The sequence below is a fragment of the Arthrobacter zhaoguopingii genome (genome assembly GCF_009828605.1).
Classification (GTDB): domain Bacteria; phylum Actinomycetota; class Actinomycetes; order Actinomycetales; family Micrococcaceae; genus Arthrobacter_D; species Arthrobacter_D zhaoguopingii.
In genome coordinates this window covers 64,889-81,554 of record NZ_WIAE01000012.1, presented here as the reverse complement: position 1 = coordinate 81,554, position 16,666 = coordinate 64,889, and the positions used below count along the sequence as shown (strand labels likewise).

Below are 16,666 nucleotides of genomic sequence, written 5' to 3'. Positions count from 1 at the left end.
ACGCCCGCTCCATCATGACCCTGTTCCGCCGCGGCACCGTGCCCGGCCGCTGGGTCGAGCTGGCCCTGCTCGCGGTGCGCTTCACCGCCTACCTGGGCATCCTCTTCTGGTTCCTGCCCATGGGCATGGCCTTCGCCTTCCTGGGCGTGCAGCTGGCCGTGTTCGGCCTCTACATGGGCGCCTCGTTCGCCCCGAACCACAAGGGCATGCCGGTCGTGCCCGAGGACAGCAAACTCGACTTCTTCCAGAAGCAGGTCCTGACCTCACGCAACATCCGCGGCGGATCCTTCATCAACAACGCCTTCGGCGGCCTGAACTTCCAGATCGAGCACCACCTCTTCCCGGACATGCCCCGCCCGCACCTGCGCCGCGCCGCCGAAATCGTCCGCGAGCACTGCGAACGCCTCAAGGTCCCCTACACCGAAGTCGGCGTCGGCGCCTCCTACGCCGCCGTGGTCACCTACCTCAACCGGGTCGGCCTCGCCGCCCGCGACCCCTTCGACTGCCCCATGGTCAACAAATACCGCCGCCCATGAACCCCACCGCACCCAGGCCCGCCACCTCCGACCAACGCGTCCGACGCGTCCGACACCGCAGCCCAAAACGGGTCAGTTTCACGCGGCTCCGCACCGCTCTTCGGCACCGGATGTCCACAACCCACCACAGCCCTGCTCCCGATCCTGCGGCTCCTGCAGCCACTGCACCGTTCGGCCGGGACAACGCCGCAGCGGCGTACCGCATACATTCCTCCCGTCCGGCAATACCGGTCCCAGGGGCGCCCGTGTTCGTCCTGATCCACGGCCTGGGTATGTCCCACCGCTACTTCGGCCGGCTCAAGGAGGAACTTGGCGCCATTGGGGAGACCCATGTGCTGGATCTTCCCGGCTTTGGAGGCACACCCAAGCCGGGCCGCACACTCAGTGTCGGGGACTACGCGGACGTCATCGCCGAGGCCATGGATGCCGCGCAGCTGAGCTCCTGCACCCTCATCGGTCACTCCATGGGCGCCCAGTTCGTCACCGAACTCGCCGTGCGGCGCCCCGATCTGGCCGCCCGGGTGGTACTCATCGGACCCGTCACGGACCCGGTTCGCGCGCCGGCGTTCTCGCACACCCTGTCTCTAGGCCTGGACATGGTGCTGGAACGCCCTATGACCACACTGCTTGCCGCCGGCGCTTACGCACAGTGCGGACTGCCGTGGTACTTTGCCGAACTGCCCATCATGCTTGAGTATCGTCTTGACCAGCGGCTTCCCCTGGTGACCCGACCCGTCCTGGTCATCCGGGGCACCCGCGACCCGATCGCTCGACGGGACTGGTGTGCCCGGCTCGCCGATGCCTCCCGGCAAGGTCGCCTCGTGGAGATTCCGGGACAAGCCCACGCTGCACACCGGGCAGGCGCTGCGGCCGTTGGCGCAGCCATCGTCCGATTCGTTGAAGAACACCCTCGCGCCTCTGCCTTGAACACTCCGCCCTCCGACGGCCTCCCCTCCCCCCGGCGGGTGACCGCCCTGCAGTACGCGGTACGCGCCCAGGCCGGGTCGGTGCACACACCCTGGCAGATAAGCCTCACCGCCGGAGACCGGCAGGCCCGGGCTCACCTGATCGCGCACCGGCCCGCGGCGGACGCCACCGCCGAGGCGGGGGCGAATGAGCTAACGGTTCCCGTATTTGTGCTCATCCACGGCATCGGCATGTCCCACCGATACCTCAAACGCCTCGGAGACCAGCTGTCAACCCACGGACGGGTGATCCTGCTCGATCTGCCCGGTGCCGGACGGACTCGAACTCCAACGGCTAGAATGCCCAACGCCGCGAAAGCCGAAATCATAGGGGATCTCCTGGACGAAATGGGGGTATCTTCCTGCGTGGTGATCGGGCATTCCATGGGGGTCCAGAGCGCTACCGAACTGGCCCTCAAGCGCCCAGGACTGGTATCGCAGCTGGTCCTGATCGGTGCGGCCGTTGACGCAAACCGGCGCACCGTCCCCCAGCAGGCACTGACCCTTGCAGTGAATAACGCGCTGGAGAAGCGGTCGTTGAATGCCATTCAGTTCACCGACGTGCTGCGCTGCGGCCCGCGCTGGTATTTCGCCGAGCTAGCAGTGGCCATGAAATATCCCCTCGAGGAGCAACTTCCCTTGGTGGAGCAGCCGGTTCTTCTCATGCGCGGCGCCCGCGATCTTGTCGCCGGATCCGCATGGTCCAGCGCGCTGGCAGAGGCCGCCAAAGACGGGGAACTGGTGGAGGTTGAGGGTGCCTTCCACGGCGTGCACCACAGCGCAGCCGGAACTGTCGCCGAGCGGATTATGACTTTTCTCGCCGACGCCGCGGACCGCCTCGATGAACCTGAAGCCGCCTAGGACTCCATGCCCAGGACTCCACGCCCAGCACCGCAACTGCCGCACCGACAAGACCTCACCCTGCTGCCGTCGGTAGAAGCTCCCCTACGATACGGGGAGACGGCACCGCGGTACTCCAATGACGCCCAGCGAACAACCAAAGGTAGACCCATGAACACACCACACAAGTTCGACACAATCACCATCATTTTCAACCCGAACAGCACCGGGGACGCACCCAAGCTTGCCGGGGAACTCCGAGACGATCTGGTGCCAGCGCTGCCCGAAACAGATGTCCGGCTCCAGCCCACCGAACACGCTGGCCACGCAGTGGAGCTGGCGCGGATGGCAGCGTCGGCGCCCAACGCCCTCATCGTGTCCGTCAGCGGCGACGGCGGCTATAACGAGGTCGTCAACGGCGTCATGGCCAGCGGAAGCGATGACGCCGTGTGCGCAGTCCTGGCTGCGGGCAACGCGAACGACCACAGCCGCGTCACCGGCCGCAAGCCGCTGGCCGAGGCCATTCTTGAGGGACATGTCCGTCGGATCGACCTGCTGCGCATCAGCATAGACCGGGCCGACACGGCCCCGGTGTACGCGCACTCGTATATCGGGTTCGGGCTCACCCCGGTCATGGCAATCGACCTGGAAAAAGGCAGCAAGGGCGCTCTTAAGGAAATGTTCTCCGTCGTCCGCACCTTCTCAAAGTTCAAACCCTTCGAAATCCGGCAAAGCGACAGGAAACGCCGGAAATTCGACAGCCTCGTGTTCGCGAACATCTCCCAGATGGCCAAGTACGCCACCCTCAGCGAAGCCGACGACCACCCGGCGGACGGAAAGTTCGAGGTCATCATCTTCCCCCACATGGCCAAGTGGAGGATCCTACTTACCGCCCTGCGCGCCACGACGAAGGGACTCGGCGACCAGCCCAGCTACACCCAGTACCGGTTCTCGACCCTCAAACCCATGCCGTACCAGATCGACGGTGAAGTGAAATCCGTGGAAACCAGCACCGACATCACGATCGACAGCATCCCGCGGGCCCTGTCCATTCTCGGCTGATCACCCCCAAGGGGCCGCTCCGACCAGGACCTCCGCGGTGAGCGCCACCAGTACGGGGTAGCGTTCCCCTGCTGGGAAGACCCGTGGGCCTTGGCGCGATGAAGGTCGACCCGGATGGGCGTTCGAAGAGGTCCGAAGCGCAGATGACCTGCGAGGATTACGGGATGGCACCATTAGCGGCACCGGAACTTGGCCGTGTGCGCACCCTCATCGGATTTGCTTTGGCACTGGCGCTCCCGCCGCTGTTGGAGTGGGGTACCTTCGTGGCGGGCCGCGATTTCCTTGCCGCCGATGTCCTGCTGCAGGTCGCCGGCGTGGTGGCGGTGGCGCTGGTCGGCGGGCTGTGGCCGGCGCTGGTGGGCGCGCTGTGGAGCAGCCTGATCCTCAACTACTTCTCGACGGAACCGTTCGGTTCCCTGGAGATCGCTGACGCCGAGAACCTGCTCACCCTTCTGATTTTCGTGGCCGTTGCGGTCTCGGTGTCCTTGGTCGTCGGACTCGCCGCCCGTCGTTCCCGCGAGGCCGCCGTCGCTTCGGCGGATGCCGCGACGCTGGGTGAACTTGCCCGGGGCGTGCTGGCCGCGGAGGACACGCTGCAGGGTTTCCTCCACCATGTCCGCACCCATTTCGGCATGGCTGGGGCCGCCTTGCTTGCCCGGGATGAGGGGGACGACGATGCGCGCACCACCGAGGCCGCCATCTGGAAATTCCTCGCCGTGGACGGCACGTCGGCTGCTTCGAACGGCGGTGATCCGCCCGGGCACTGGGCAACCGGCGAAGGCGATGCCGCAATCCGTGTTCCCGGAGGCCTGAAGCTGGTCCTGTATGGCAGGGCGCTGACGACCCGGGAACATCGGCTGCTGGTCGCCTTCGGATCCCAGCTGGCCGCGCTGCGTCAACGCCAGCAGCTGCTCGCCAGCACCGAGGAAAACCGCCGGCTGGCCGAGGGAAACATTATGCGCACCGCGATCCTGCGGGCGGTCTCCCACGACCTGCGCACACCACTCGCCGGGATCAAACTCGCGGTCACCAGCCTGCGGCAGCCCGGCATCGACTTTCCCCCCGAGGAGGAGGACGAACTGCTTGGCACCATCGAGGCCTCATCGGACCGGTTGGCTTCACTGATTGATAATTTGCTCGACATGTCACGGCTGAGCGGCGATGCAGCGACCGCGCATCTGGGGCCCGTGCACTGGCTGGACGTGGTGGGCGCCGCCCTGCGGGGGATGCCGTCGGAGAATGTACGGATTCTGCTCAAGCCGAACACTCCCCCGGTGGAGGCGGACTTCGGCATGCTCGAGCGGGTCGTCGCCAATATCGCCGAGAACGCTCAGAAGCACGCCGGCAGCACCGACATCGTGGTTACGTCTGCGGTCTCCGGAACGGTCAAGGGCTTCCCGGCGGGCGAACTGCGCATCCGCGACCACGGCCGCGGAGTCGGAGCCGACGGAATGGTGCGCATGTTTCAACCCTTCCAGCGCCTCGACGACGCCGGCACCTCCGGTGTTGGGCTGGGGCTCGCGGTCGCCCGCGGCTTCACCGAAGTGATGGGCGGAGAACTGCTTGCCGAACCGGCACCGGGCGGCGGCCTGACCATGATCATCCGGCTCCCGCTTTCGACGGGGGTGCGGTTGTGACCACGGTCCTGGTGGTTGAAGACGAAGCGCAACTGCTGCGTGCGCTGCAGATCAATCTGCGCACCCACGGCTACCACCCGGTGACCGCCGTCGACGGCGCATCCGCGCTTGCGGCGGCCTCCGAGCACCGCCCGGACCTGGTGCTGCTTGACCTGGGGCTTCCGGACATGGACGGGGTGCAGGTCATCGCCGGCCTGCGCGTGTGGACCCAGGTGCCAATTATCGTGCTGTCTGCACGCCACGGCCCGGAAGATAAAGTCGAGGCGCTGGATGCCGGGGCCGACGACTACGTAACCAAGCCATTCGGCCTCGAGGAGCTGCTGGCACGCCTGCGCGCAGCTGAACGACGCTCCTCCGCAGCCCCGGGAACACCCGTAGTCACGACAGCCGATTTCCGCCTGGATCTTGTCGGCAGAAAGGCCGAGCGCCGCGGCGAACAGGTGCGCCTGACCCCCACGGAATGGCGGATCGTCGAGCTGCTGGTGCGTTATCCCGGTCAACTCGTCGCACAGCAGAAACTCCTGCTGGAGGTCTGGGGGCCGGCCTACGCCCGGGAGGTGCAGTATCTGCGGGTGTATCTGAACCAGCTGCGTCGCAAGCTCGAACCGGACCCGACTCGTCCGCGCTACTTCATCACCGAGAGCGGAATGGGGTACCGGTTCGAGCCCTGATCGCCCCCCCATGAAAACGTTAAGGAACCATCAAGACGCCCGGTTGCCGCGCCGGGTCGGGCGTAGATTCGAGCCCGTGAGCGCAACTCTAGATCAGGTTCTCCAGTCCCGCCGGGCCCGCCGGTTCGGCAGCTGGCTTCTCGACGACGAGAACCAGCGCAGGCCCACGCGCCGGCCCAGGTCCACCGTGCAGCCCTGGTGGAAGGTCATGTGCCTGACCGGGGTCGACTACTTCTCCACCCTCGGGTACCAGCCGGCCATCGCCGCCGCTGCGGCGGGGGCGCTGGCTCCCGTCGCCACGCTCATCCTTGTGGCCGTCACCCTGTTCGGTGCACTGCCTGTCTACAAGCGGGTGGCCCGGGAAAGCCCCAATGGCGAGGGCTCCATCGCGATGCTGGAGAAGCTGCTGCCCAAATGGAAAGGCAAGGTTTTCGTGCTCGCCCTTCTGGGGTTCGCGGGCACCAGTTTCATCATCACCATCACCCTTTCCGCAGCCGACGCCACCGCCCACCTGATTGAAAACCCCTTCGCGCCGTCATGGTTGCACGGTCAGGAGGTGGCCGTGACCCTGGTGTTCCTGCTTCTCCTCGCCGGCGTCTTCCTCCGCGGGTTCCACGAGGCGATCGGCATTGCCGTGGCCCTGGTCACCGCCTTCCTCGCCCTGAATCTCGTGGTCGTGGTGACCGCCGCCGCGGAGCTCACCGCGGAACCCGAACTGATCGGTAACTGGTGGACCGCCCTTACCGCCCAGCACAGCGACCCGCTCGCGGTGATCGCCGTCGCACTGCTGGTCTTTCCACGGCTCGCGCTCGGGCTCTCAGGATTCGAGACCGGCGTCGTCGTCATGCCGCAGATCAAAGGTGCCCGGGGCGATACAGCGGACAGGCCGCAGGGACGGATCCTCGGGGCGCAGAAACTGCTCACCTCGGCCGCCGTCATCATGAGCGGCTTCCTGATCGCCTCGAGTTTCGTGACGACCCTGCTTATCCCCGCTGAGGAGTTCGAGGAGGGCGGCGAGGCCAGCGGCCGCGCCCTGGCTTACCTCGCGCACAAGTACCTCGGCGAGGGCTTTGGGACCCTCTATGATGCCAGCACCATCGCGATCCTCTGGTTCGCCGGTGCTTCGGCCATGACCGGGCTGCTCAACCTCGTACCGCGGTACCTGCCCCGCTACGGCATGGCCCCGGCCTGGTCGCGGGCCGTCCGGCCCATGGTTCTGGTCTTCACCCTCATCGCTGCAGCGGTCACCATCGCCTTCAAGGCCGACGTCGAGGCCCAAAGCGGCGCCTACGCCACCGGGGTACTGGTGCTGATCACCTCCGCAGCAGTGGCCGTCACGTTGTCCGCCCGCCGGCGTGCCCGGCAGTCGGCCGCGCTTGGCTTCGGGATGATCTCGCTCATCCTGATCTGGACCACGCTCACCAACGTCTGGGAGCGTCCCGACGGCGCCGGCATCGCCGCCCTGTTCATTCTCGGCATCCTCGTGGTGTCCTTCGCGTCGAGGGCGCGTCGGGCGTTTGAACTGCGGGCCGCCACGATCACCCTCGATGACGAGGCGTTGTCCTTCGTGGCTGCACAGGACACCGGGCAGATCTCGCTGATCGCCCACGAACCCCGGCGGCTCAACGCCGCAGCCTACCGCCGCAAATTCCAGCACGCCTGTACCGTCAGCCACCTCAGCCCGTCGGACGACCCCTTGTTCATCGAGGTGATCGTCGATGATTCATCGGAGTTTGAGACACATCTGCAGGTGCGCGGGGTGAGACGCCACGGATTCCGCATCCTCCAGATCCACAGCTCGAACGTGCCCAACACCATCGCCGCCGTGATGCTCCACATCCGGGACATCACCGGGCTCATGCCCCACGTCTACTTCCGCTGGACCGAAGGCAGTCCCCTGGTGAACCTCGTCAAATTCCTGATCCTCGGCGAGGGCGAAATCGCCCCCGTCACCCGGGAAGTCCTGCGCGAAGCCGAACCGGACCTGTCCCGCAGACCATGGGTGCACGTGGGCTGACCCAATGCGGTGAAGGCGGGCTGGAGGCTACAACCGCCCTACGACCCGAGATGACCGCCGCAGCAGACGCTTCCTTGGCTGAACTCCTCATCGTGTGCGGGGACTGGCAGAGTTTTACCGCCAACTTCTCGGACTCCAGTACCGGCCAGGAGATGAGCCCGAGGGTGAGGACATGCCTGACGACGTCGATTGGCTCGTGCTCACTGATGGAAAGGGCAACCGCAGGCTCGCTTTTCAGCAGGTTGATCACCTGAAGCGGACGACATGGCCCTTGCCTGATGTGCCGATGCAGATGCATCTCGATCTGACCGTTCCTGACCGGGAAACCCTCGAGCATCACCATTTCAGGGCGCTGGCATTAGGGGCAGAGCTCCGCTTCGATCGCACGGACGACCCGAACGAGCCGTTATACGTTTACGCCGATCCGGCCGGTCATCCGTTCTGTATCTTCGTAAGCTGAGGCGAGAATGACGTCCGCTGGGACTTGTCATCTGCGCCCACATCCTGGAACCTGCGTTCCTGATACTCGCCGGCCCGGCTCCCCATCAACCACATCAGCGGCCTTCGTCCTCTTCCGTCGAGAACTCTGCGTAACACACATTGGTGTGACGTGATGCTAAAACAGTCTCGTCGAAGGTGCTGGGACTCCCCCAACCCACCGCCAGGTCCTTCTGACGAACATGGCCGTAGCCAGGAACGAGCGCTGAGTTCTCGTTGATGTGGGGACTGCTGAACCCTGACTCATGAATCACCTGCCGATGCGGACGATTTCATAGGAGACGCTGTCGCTGGGCAGTGTGCCGAAGCGCGAGTTGACGTTGTAGAGTGCGCCGCCCGGCCCGTAGTCCGCCGTTGTAGGCACTGCCACGGAATCGTTGGTGACCGTGCCGCGGTATTCCGCTTCGGAGCCGTTGGTGCTCAGGCGTAGCTGGGCAATGCTGTTCGCGTCGTACTGGACAACCGAAAGCATGTTTCCTTTGAGCACGAGTCCGTCAGCTCCGCGAATGGCACCACCGGTGATGTTGATGCGCGTGGCGTGACCTGTTGCGACGTCCACGGCGTAGAGGGCGCTGCCTGCACCATCTGGTGAGGTGGTCTGGGCGACAATCACCGTGTGCCCATCCTGAGCGACAATCCCGTTGGAGTTGAATACGCCAGGCCCGGGAGAAGCAAGTTTGAAGTCTCCAGCGAGCGGGATCTCCGTCGGAGCTTCAAGTTCTGCCCGGTCGAGCGGAAGCCTGTAGAGGACAGCACGCTGCGAGTCCGTGAAATAAGCCGTTCCGGCAATGACGGTGATGTCATTGACCAGCCCGCGGTCTGTGACCTTGTACACCGCCAGCTCATGCCCGGACCGGCGGTCGTAGACGCGGATCTCACCGGACAGAGCGCCTGCCACAAGAACGAACCGGTCGGTCACTTCAACACCCAGAGCAGGGTCACCGTCGGCTTCTACCAGTACCCGGGATTGCCCCGTCCGGAGGTCCGCAGTGACGACAGTCCCGTCGGCGAATGAGCCGACATAGGCTGTTGCTCCTCGGACGGCTATCCCTTCTGGCTGATACCCCAAGTCGCCAGCGATGGCATCGTTCGGCAGCGTGATTACACTGGGGAACCGGAGCTCACCCGACTGGTCCGCAGCGGCGGCCGACGAGGCGATGGTTACGGACAATGCACTGGCCGCCGCAGCCAGCACCATGCGCTTGGTAGACCTCTTCTTGCCGCGGTGATTGAGGACTGACGGCTTCATGATTACTCCCTAGATCACTGATTTCTGATAATTGCGGTGGACAAGCACCACCGGATCGATCCGGAGGTGCACCCGCGGGCGACCCGGCCAAAGAGCCAATGGGCCCGGTCACCGCGGTTGGAGGCAACCGCCTGACCGGAGGTTCTATCGATTTACAACCACGGCATTCCGGTCCGCATGGCCGGGGGCGTCTCCTTAGCCCTTTGCTGCGAGCAGGGTGGATGGTGCGTGGGAGAAGGGTTGGTAGGTGATGTAGCCTTCGTCGCCGCCTTGGTAGTAGGTGTCAAGATCGGCCACGACGAGAGGGTGGTCCGCGCGCAGGCGTTCGACAAGGTCGGGGTTGGCGAGGAAGGCCCGCCCGAAGGAGATCAGATCTGCGCCCTCACGAAGCCAACGGTCAGCATCTTCGCGCGTCGAGGGAACGGCACTGCCGGGCTTCGACGGATTGACGATGAGAGCGCCCTCCCACGCCCGGCGCAGGCCGCGGATCACGTCTTCATCCGGGCTTGCTCCCAGGTGGAGATAGGCCAGGCCAAGCGGGGCCAGTTCTTCGAGCAGTGCCCCGTACAACTCGGGAATCTCCGACTCGCTCACGTCCCAGATCCCTGCGCCGGGCGATACCCGCAGCCCAACGCGGTCCGCCCCGATGGCATCGACCGTCGCGGTCACGGCTTCCACGGCAAAGCGGATGCGCCCGGTGACCGTTCCGCCGTAGCGGTCGGTGCGGAGGTTGGCGTTGCTCGACAGGAATTGCCCGATCAGATATCCGTTTGCGCCGTGCAGCTCAACGCCGTCGAACCCTGCCTCCAGGGCCCCCCGCGCCGCCGTCGCGTAGGACTCCGCGACCGCGGGGATTTCACTGGACGCAAGTGCGCGCGGCACGGGCGCCAGCTGCGGGCCCGAGGGGGTGAAGACATATGCGTCACGGGCTGCAACCGCCGAGGGCGCAACAGCCTGGTGGCCGGTGGTGTCGGGGTGACTGATCCTGCCGGCGTGCATGATCTGGGCGAAGATCCGTCCGCCGTTGACGTGCACGGCTGATGTGACCTGTCGCCAGGAGTCAATCTGCGCGGCGTTATACAGTCCCGGCGTGAGTGGATTCGACTGTCCTTCCAGGCTCGGTTGGATGCCTTCGGTGATGATCAGTCCAGCGGTCGCCCGCTGCGCATAGTAGGTTGCCATCGATGCCGTGGCGAGTCCCTCAACACCGGAACGTACTCGCGTCATGGGAGACATGACGATCCGGTTCGGGAGGCGCAGTTCGCCGAGGGGCAGATTATCGAAGAGAGAAGTCATATAATGAGGCTAGAACCTGACGCTAACGTCAGGTGCAAATCCATGGCGGCGTTGAATGAAACGCCGCAGGAAGGGAGCATCGATGCGCATTGGTGAACTGGCCCGGCAGTCCGGTGTGAGTGTGCGGGCGCTGCGGTACTACGAGGAGCAGGGACTGCTGGTGAGCACGCGCACGCCCGGCGGCCAGCGCGAGTTCGAAAGCAGCGCGGTGGACCGTGTCAGGTTTTTCCAGACGTTGTACGCAGCGGGGTTGAGCAGCCGCCGCATCGCGGAATTGTTGCCCTGCATCGATACAGGCGGCACCACCAAGGAACAGCAGGCGATGCTGCAGTCCGAGCGCGAGGCGCTGGCGCATCGCATGGCAGAACTGCACGACGCGAGTGCACGTCTCGATGAACTCATCACGGCCTCGAAAGCCCGCTCACTCGAGACGGTCTAGCCTCAGGGCTGCCCGACGGCAGGCAGTCCGCCGCTGCGCAACCGCACCTTGACGAGTGCATCGGCCGGTCACCCAGCAGGCGTTTGCACCTGACGTTAGCGTCAGGTCCTAGGCTGGCGATGCTGCAGGGAAACGCCCTGCACGGGAAGCCAAGGAGACCCCATGCGGGCTGTGCGCTATCACGAGTACGGAAACCCAGACGTGATGATCATCGAGGAAACCACCGAACCCCACGCCACAGCGGGTTCCGTCCGGATCAAGGTTCAGGCGGTGAGCGTCAATCCCATCGATTACCTGTTGCGTTCTGGTGTCATACAGGAGGTGCTTCCCATTGGGCTGCCTGCGATACCTGGACGCGATGCCGTTGGAGTCATCGACGAGGTAGGAGAGGGAGTCTCGAACGCGCGAGTCGGAGACCTCGTTTTCGGACTTGGAGGCGTGAGTGACACCACCGCGGAGTTCGCGGTGCTCACGGCCTGGAGTGAGGTCCCTTCCAACTGGTCGGTGGAACAGGCGGCCGCCGCGGGGCTCGCCTCCGCCACGGCTGTAGGGGTGCTCAACGCGCTCGGCGACCTGTCGGGCAAGACGTTCCTGATCGAGGGTGCTTCGGGTGCGGTGGGAAGCGCCGCTGCCGCGTTCGCACTGGCCGCCGGTGCCCGCGTGATCGGCACGGCACGGCCGGAAAACCATGAGTACCTCGAGAAGCTCGGAGTAGCAGCGACCACGTACGGGCCGGGCCTGGCCGACCGGGTCAAAGCACTGGCACCTGAGGGAATCGATGCCGCCTTGCATTCGGCGCCATCAGCCTCGCTGCCGGATCTGGTGGACATCGTCGGAGACACCACCCGTGTCATCACCGTCATCGACGCAGAGGGAGCCGCACGGCTGGGCCTCCGCAAAGTGGATGCCGTGAACGACTCCTCCCTTCTCGACCACGCAGCCAACCTCGGCCGGCTCGGCCTGTACAGCCCCCGAGTCGACCACGTCCTGCCCCTCGACTCGATTCAGGAAGCACACGAGCTCTCCAAGGGCGGCGCCGGCAAGATCGTCGTCACCCTGACCTGACAGCAACTCAGAGCATCAGGGACCAGAGCCATACCGGGGGGGCAGGTGGCACGTGCCACGGGATCCTGGACGGCAAACTCGCCGCAGTGCAGAACCAGTTGTCTCCCGCGTTCCGTTCCAGCGAGGTCGGACTCCGCGAAGGCATCGGAACTGGAACTCTCCGCCGGGGAAATCAAGGCACTTTCCGGCACTGTCTGGTTCTTCGTCAATCAACCGGGGCGCCCGTCCTTCTCCTCGGAAGGACGGGCGTTTGCCCGCTGCGGTACATGTGGTCAACGCCGTGGATTCCGCCTTGAGGCGATAACCGCAAAACACCGACGTCCAGACCTACCCCGAGGAGGTCGTCAGGTCCCCCGGCATGAAGAACGACACCTGGACAGAGGACATCGCCATGGACCGCTCAAACCAACACTAAAGCAAGCTTTTCGACATCGACCTGCGGGCCGAAGGGTGAAAGGGTAGAACATACGTATGACACCAACTCCCCTGCTCCTTGGACCCATGCTGCGGTACGTCGACGAAACCTCGGCAAGTATCTGGGTGGAGGTCGGGGCCGCGGCACGCGTCGTCGTCCGGGCCGCCCAGCGATCCTGGGAAGCACGCACGTTCGCGGTCCACGGGCACCACTACGCGCTCGTCGAGGTGGACGGACTCGAGCCGGGGAGCGTCACCTCCTACACGGTGGAGATCGACGGACACCAGGCCTGGCCGGACCCGGGATCGGTTCCTGAATTCCCGCCGTCGAGCATTGCGACACGCACCCCGGGGAAGCCCCTCCGACTGGCCTTCGGGTCCTGCCGCACGAGCGTCCCTCACACCAAGGAGGGCAATCGGACCCACGGCATCGATGCTTTGCGTGCGTACGCGCTCAACCTGACAAAGGACGACAGTGCACCGCGGCCGGACCTGGTCCTATTCCTCGGCGACCAGGTGTACGCCGATTCCACCAGTGAGGAGATGCAGCAGTTCATCCGCGGGCGGAGGGACATCGACGAGGAGCCCGGCGCCGAGCTGAAGGACTACGAGGAGTACGCCCACCTGTACAACCTGGCCTGGTCCGACAGTGCCAACCGCTGGTTGCTGTCCACCCTTCCCAGTGCCATGATCTTCGACGACCACGACATCCGGGATGACTGGAACGCCTCCGCCTCCTGGAAGCAGGAAATGGAGGCCACCTCCTGGTGGCAGGACCGGATCGTCGCGGGCCTGGCGTCGTACTGGGTGTACCAGCACCTCGGCAACATGTCACCGGACGGGCGCGCCGAGGACCGCATCTGGCAACGGATCGTCAACCACCACGATGCCGCCGAGCTCGACCTGAGCGAGGAGCTCGACGCCTTCGCAGACCGGGCGGACAAGGACCCGGCCAGCTACCGCTGGAGCTACTGCCGTGACTTCGACGACACGCGCCTGATCGTGGTCGACTCCCGCGTATCACGCGTGCTGACACCCGATGCGCGGGCCCTGCTCAGCGAGGAGGAGACGGCGTGGCTGGATCACAGGATGGTGGGCGGATTCCGGCACCTGCTGGTGGGAACCTCGCTGCCGTTCCTCCTGCCGCTGGGGCTGCATCACATCGAGTCGTGGGACGAGGCCCTCGCACAGGGCGCCTGGGGCGCGCGGGGCGCACGGCTGGGTGAGAAGCTGCGGCAGGGCATGGATCTTGAACACTGGGCCGCCTTCCAGAACAGCTTCCACGCCGTGGCTCTTATGGCGACGGACGTGGCGGACGGTAACCGGGGCCCGGCACCGGAGACGGTGACCTTCCTGTCGGGAGACGTCCACTTCTCGTACGTCGCGGAAGTGGACAGGACTTCGGGCAGCCGTATCCTCCAGGTGGTCTGCTCCCCGATCCGCAATCCGCTGCCGCGGCTCCTGCGTTCCTCCACTGCCATCCTCTCCTACGCGGTGGCGGCACCTCTCGGGGGCCTCCTGGCGCGCTCCGTGAAAGTTACCAAACCACCGTTCCGCTGGCGGAACATCAGGGGACCGTGGTTCGACAACAACCTCGCCTCGCTCGAGGACACCGCGGATGGGCTCACGGTGTCGTGGCAGTCGGGAACGGTGGACGGGGACGACCATTTCCACCCCCGGCTCAGGGAGGTTGCCGCCATGACAGTGCCGCGGCGTGGGTCCGGGAATATGCCGGGAGGGGAAGCCGTGCCCGAGGCAGCGCTCTCGACATTCAAGGGCTCTCGGGCACGGAGAGGACGGCGACAGTAGGAACTGCCTGCAGCGCCGACTCCCCAAAAGGACAATCCTGAATTCGCCGGACGAACTGATCAACAACCTTGAGACCACCAGCACGTTCCACCACCTCCCTGAGGTGGAGAAGTGCCACGGACCCCTCGATGACCTCTTAGCCATGATCGCCGGCCGAGAAAAGGCTGTTGCCCCTGTTCGACTCGAATCGTGCCGAAGTGCCACAAACCGGTATGCATCCCCTCGCATTACCCTGCAGGATGCGCCTTCGCGGATAGCCACCGGCAGAAGCGACACCTGCACACCGACCGTCCACTGAGCGGTGAGCGCCTTCAATACGTGCGATTGAGTAGACGCAATCATTGTATTGAAGGCCCTCACTTCCACTCTGAATTTCCCCGAGATGCGGGCGCGCCCGAAATTCAGGCCGGCCAGGGTCCTGCTTCGAACTCACCGATGGGGTCTCACCGCCGGATTCGTAGGCCGGATGACTTCCACGGTCACCGTTTCAGCGCAGTCAGAGTCAGGGGGTGGGCAGGGTTCCGTAACGTGCGGCGGGATCCAGGTGGAGACCGGACTTGAGCCCGACCGTGATGGGATCGGCGAGCACCTCTGTCCTGGACTGCTCGATGCCGTCCAGAGCTGCGGCGACAACATCGGCGGGGTGGGTCTTTGGTGCATCGACTCCGGCTGTCATGTCAGTGTCGACCAGGGCCATATGCAGACCGAGCACCTTGGTGCCTTGCGCGGCCAACTGAACACGCGTGGCATCGGTGAGGCTCCACGCCGCGGCTTTCGACGCCGCGTAGGACGTTGCTCCCGGAGCGCTGAACCACGCGGCCGCTGACAAGACGTTAAGCACGGCGCCTCCACCGTTGGCTCCGAGAACCGGAGCGAAGGCCCGTGTCATTTTCAGGGCACCGAAGAAGTTGATCTCAAACTCCCGCCGGATCACTTCGAGGTCCCCGGTCAGGAGATCAGCCCCCGATGCCACGCCTGCGTTATTGATCAGCAGATCGACATCGACCGCCAGTGCGGCCACCGCCGCGATCTGATCGTCTTCGGTGATATCCAGCTCGAGAACTTCGACACCCCCGGATCCACCTCGGAACGGCATGGAGTCTGCGTTGCGGGCGGTCGCGTAAATTCTGCCCGCTCCGCGGGCCTTGAGCTGACGGACGAACTCGGCGCCGATCCCCCTATTGGCTCCCGTGATGAGCACTGTTGAACCCTTGATCTGCATGGAAATACTTCTTTCTGTAGTGGACGCTAGTTAATACCTACAGCAAGTTAGCACATTCCCTAGCGGGCACTATACAATGAGTCCGTGGCTGGCAGACCGAGAACATTCGACCGTGAGGCGGCGCTGATTGTCGCGATGGAGCACTTCTGGCGGAGCGGGTACGAGGGAACGACCGTGGCGAAACTGACCGAAGCCATCGGCATCACCCCGCCGAGCCTCTACGCCGCGTTCGGCGACAAGGATCAACTCTTCGAGGCTGCTGCCGCCTGGTACTTCGCCGGCGTGCGTCGACAGTCCGAGAAGGCCCTGTCCTTGCCGACGCTCCGCGAAAGCCTCACCGAGATGCTTCACCTCAGCGCCTATTCCCACACCAGCCAGGACACACCACCCGGTTGTTTCCTCGCACTCGAACCCCGCCTGGCCGAGCACAGGGAAATACTCCGGCGTCGCATCGCGAAGCGCGTCGCCCAGAGCATCGACGAGGGCGAAGTCCCCGAAGGTTCTGACCCCGACCAGATTGCCAACTACATCATGGCGGTTCACAACGGCATGGCAGCACGCGCGCGCGATGGAGGAACCACCACCGAACTGCTCGCAATCGCCGACATGGGACTCAGCGCCCTCCCCGCCCGCTGAACACAGAAGACAGCACGCCTGTGACAGCGCCCCGTGCGGGCTCATGCACCCCCGTTACCACCGCGCGCAGAGACTGACCTGCGCAGGGGATTGTCCAATCCGGATGCCCCAGTGAAGGATCCTGTGCAGTGCGCCTCGGGGCGAGGGCCGGACCCGCATCCTCGGCCCCGCCACCCTGTGATGCCGGTGCTCGGGTGGCGTTCCGGCATCAATTATGGCGCGCGGCAGGCCTGCCGGGAGTGCCGAAGCATCTGAAGTTTGACTCGGTTGTAAGAACATGGTTTTTACTCGAACTCGTGCTTGCGCGGTG

14 protein-coding genes are annotated in these 16,666 nt (G+C 64.9%); 11 read left to right on the top strand and 3 right to left on the bottom strand.

Going from position 1 to position 16,666, the window contains the following annotated elements; all coding sequences use genetic code 11:
- The 7 genes from GVV77_RS14790 to GVV77_RS14760 all read left to right on the top strand — a co-directional run.
- Positions 1-536: fatty acid desaturase family protein (locus tag GVV77_RS14790; protein ID WP_201293252.1), on the top strand; the 536-nt coding region annotated here is incomplete at its 5' end.
- A 245-nt stretch (positions 537-781) separates the two neighbouring features.
- Entirely contained in the window at positions 782-2,362 is a 1,581-nt protein-coding gene (locus tag GVV77_RS14785; RefSeq protein WP_159619616.1) for an alpha/beta fold hydrolase, read from the top strand.
- A 150-nt stretch (positions 2,363-2,512) separates the two neighbouring features.
- The gene (locus GVV77_RS14780) at positions 2,513-3,403 is read left to right on the top strand and encodes a diacylglycerol/lipid kinase family protein (protein WP_159619614.1); all 891 of its coding nucleotides are present in this window, start codon (positions 2,513-2,515) and stop codon (positions 3,401-3,403) included.
- A 164-nt stretch (positions 3,404-3,567) separates the two neighbouring features.
- A complete protein-coding gene (locus GVV77_RS14775) occupies positions 3,568-5,040 on the top strand; it encodes a sensor histidine kinase (RefSeq protein WP_246199850.1) in 1,473 nt (490 codons plus the stop codon).
- Positions 5,037-5,711: a response regulator gene (locus GVV77_RS14770; protein ID WP_159619612.1), complete on the top strand. Its 675-nt coding sequence runs from the start codon at positions 5,037-5,039 to the stop codon at positions 5,709-5,711. Before GVV77_RS14775 ends, GVV77_RS14770 begins: the two co-directional genes overlap by 4 nt.
- Positions 5,712-5,919: 208 nt before the next feature.
- Positions 5,920-7,728 carry an APC family permease gene (locus tag GVV77_RS14765; protein ID WP_159619640.1) on the top strand — a complete coding sequence of 603 codons (1,809 nt, stop codon included), beginning with the start codon at positions 5,920-5,922 and terminating at the stop codon, positions 7,726-7,728.
- A gap of 94 nt (positions 7,729-7,822) precedes the next feature.
- A complete protein-coding gene (locus GVV77_RS14760) occupies positions 7,823-8,188 on the top strand; it encodes a VOC family protein (RefSeq protein WP_159619610.1) in 366 nt (121 codons plus the stop codon).
- A gap of 288 nt (positions 8,189-8,476) precedes the next feature.
- Here the strand turns inward: GVV77_RS14760 and GVV77_RS14755 are convergent, their stop codons facing one another.
- Together GVV77_RS14755 and GVV77_RS14750 are read right to left on the bottom strand one after the other, a co-directional pair.
- Positions 8,477-9,475 carry a hypothetical protein gene (locus GVV77_RS14755; protein WP_159619608.1) on the bottom strand — a complete coding sequence of 333 codons (999 nt, stop codon included), beginning with the start codon at positions 9,473-9,475 and terminating at the stop codon, positions 8,477-8,479.
- Between the two features lie 195 nt (positions 9,476-9,670).
- Positions 9,671-10,771, bottom strand: a complete 1,101-nt coding sequence (locus tag GVV77_RS14750) for an alkene reductase (protein ID WP_159619606.1) — start codon at positions 10,769-10,771, stop codon at positions 9,671-9,673.
- A gap of 82 nt (positions 10,772-10,853) precedes the next feature.
- On the opposite strand from GVV77_RS14750, the gene GVV77_RS14745 reads away from it, so the two are divergent.
- From GVV77_RS14745 to GVV77_RS14735, 3 genes are all read left to right on the top strand, one after another.
- Positions 10,854-11,210, top strand: a complete 357-nt coding sequence (locus GVV77_RS14745) for a MerR family transcriptional regulator (RefSeq protein WP_159619604.1) — start codon at positions 10,854-10,856, stop codon at positions 11,208-11,210.
- A gap of 162 nt (positions 11,211-11,372) precedes the next feature.
- Positions 11,373-12,275 carry an alcohol dehydrogenase catalytic domain-containing protein gene (locus GVV77_RS14740; protein ID WP_159619602.1) on the top strand — a complete coding sequence of 301 codons (903 nt, stop codon included), beginning with the start codon at positions 11,373-11,375 and terminating at the stop codon, positions 12,273-12,275.
- A gap of 471 nt (positions 12,276-12,746) precedes the next feature.
- On the top strand, positions 12,747-14,498 hold the full coding sequence (locus tag GVV77_RS14735; protein WP_159619600.1) for an alkaline phosphatase D family protein: 1,752 nt from the start codon (positions 12,747-12,749) through the stop codon (positions 14,496-14,498).
- A gap of 502 nt (positions 14,499-15,000) precedes the next feature.
- On the opposite strand, the gene GVV77_RS14730 is transcribed toward GVV77_RS14735, so the two are convergent.
- Positions 15,001-15,720, bottom strand: a complete 720-nt coding sequence (locus tag GVV77_RS14730) for an SDR family oxidoreductase (RefSeq protein ID WP_159619598.1) — start codon at positions 15,718-15,720, stop codon at positions 15,001-15,003.
- 84 nt (positions 15,721-15,804) lie between these two features.
- Here GVV77_RS14730 and GVV77_RS14725 point away from each other — a divergent pair, with 84 nt between their 5' ends.
- Entirely contained in the window at positions 15,805-16,356 is a 552-nt protein-coding gene (locus GVV77_RS14725) for a TetR/AcrR family transcriptional regulator (protein ID WP_159619596.1), read from the top strand.
- Positions 16,357-16,666 lie beyond the last annotated feature (310 nt).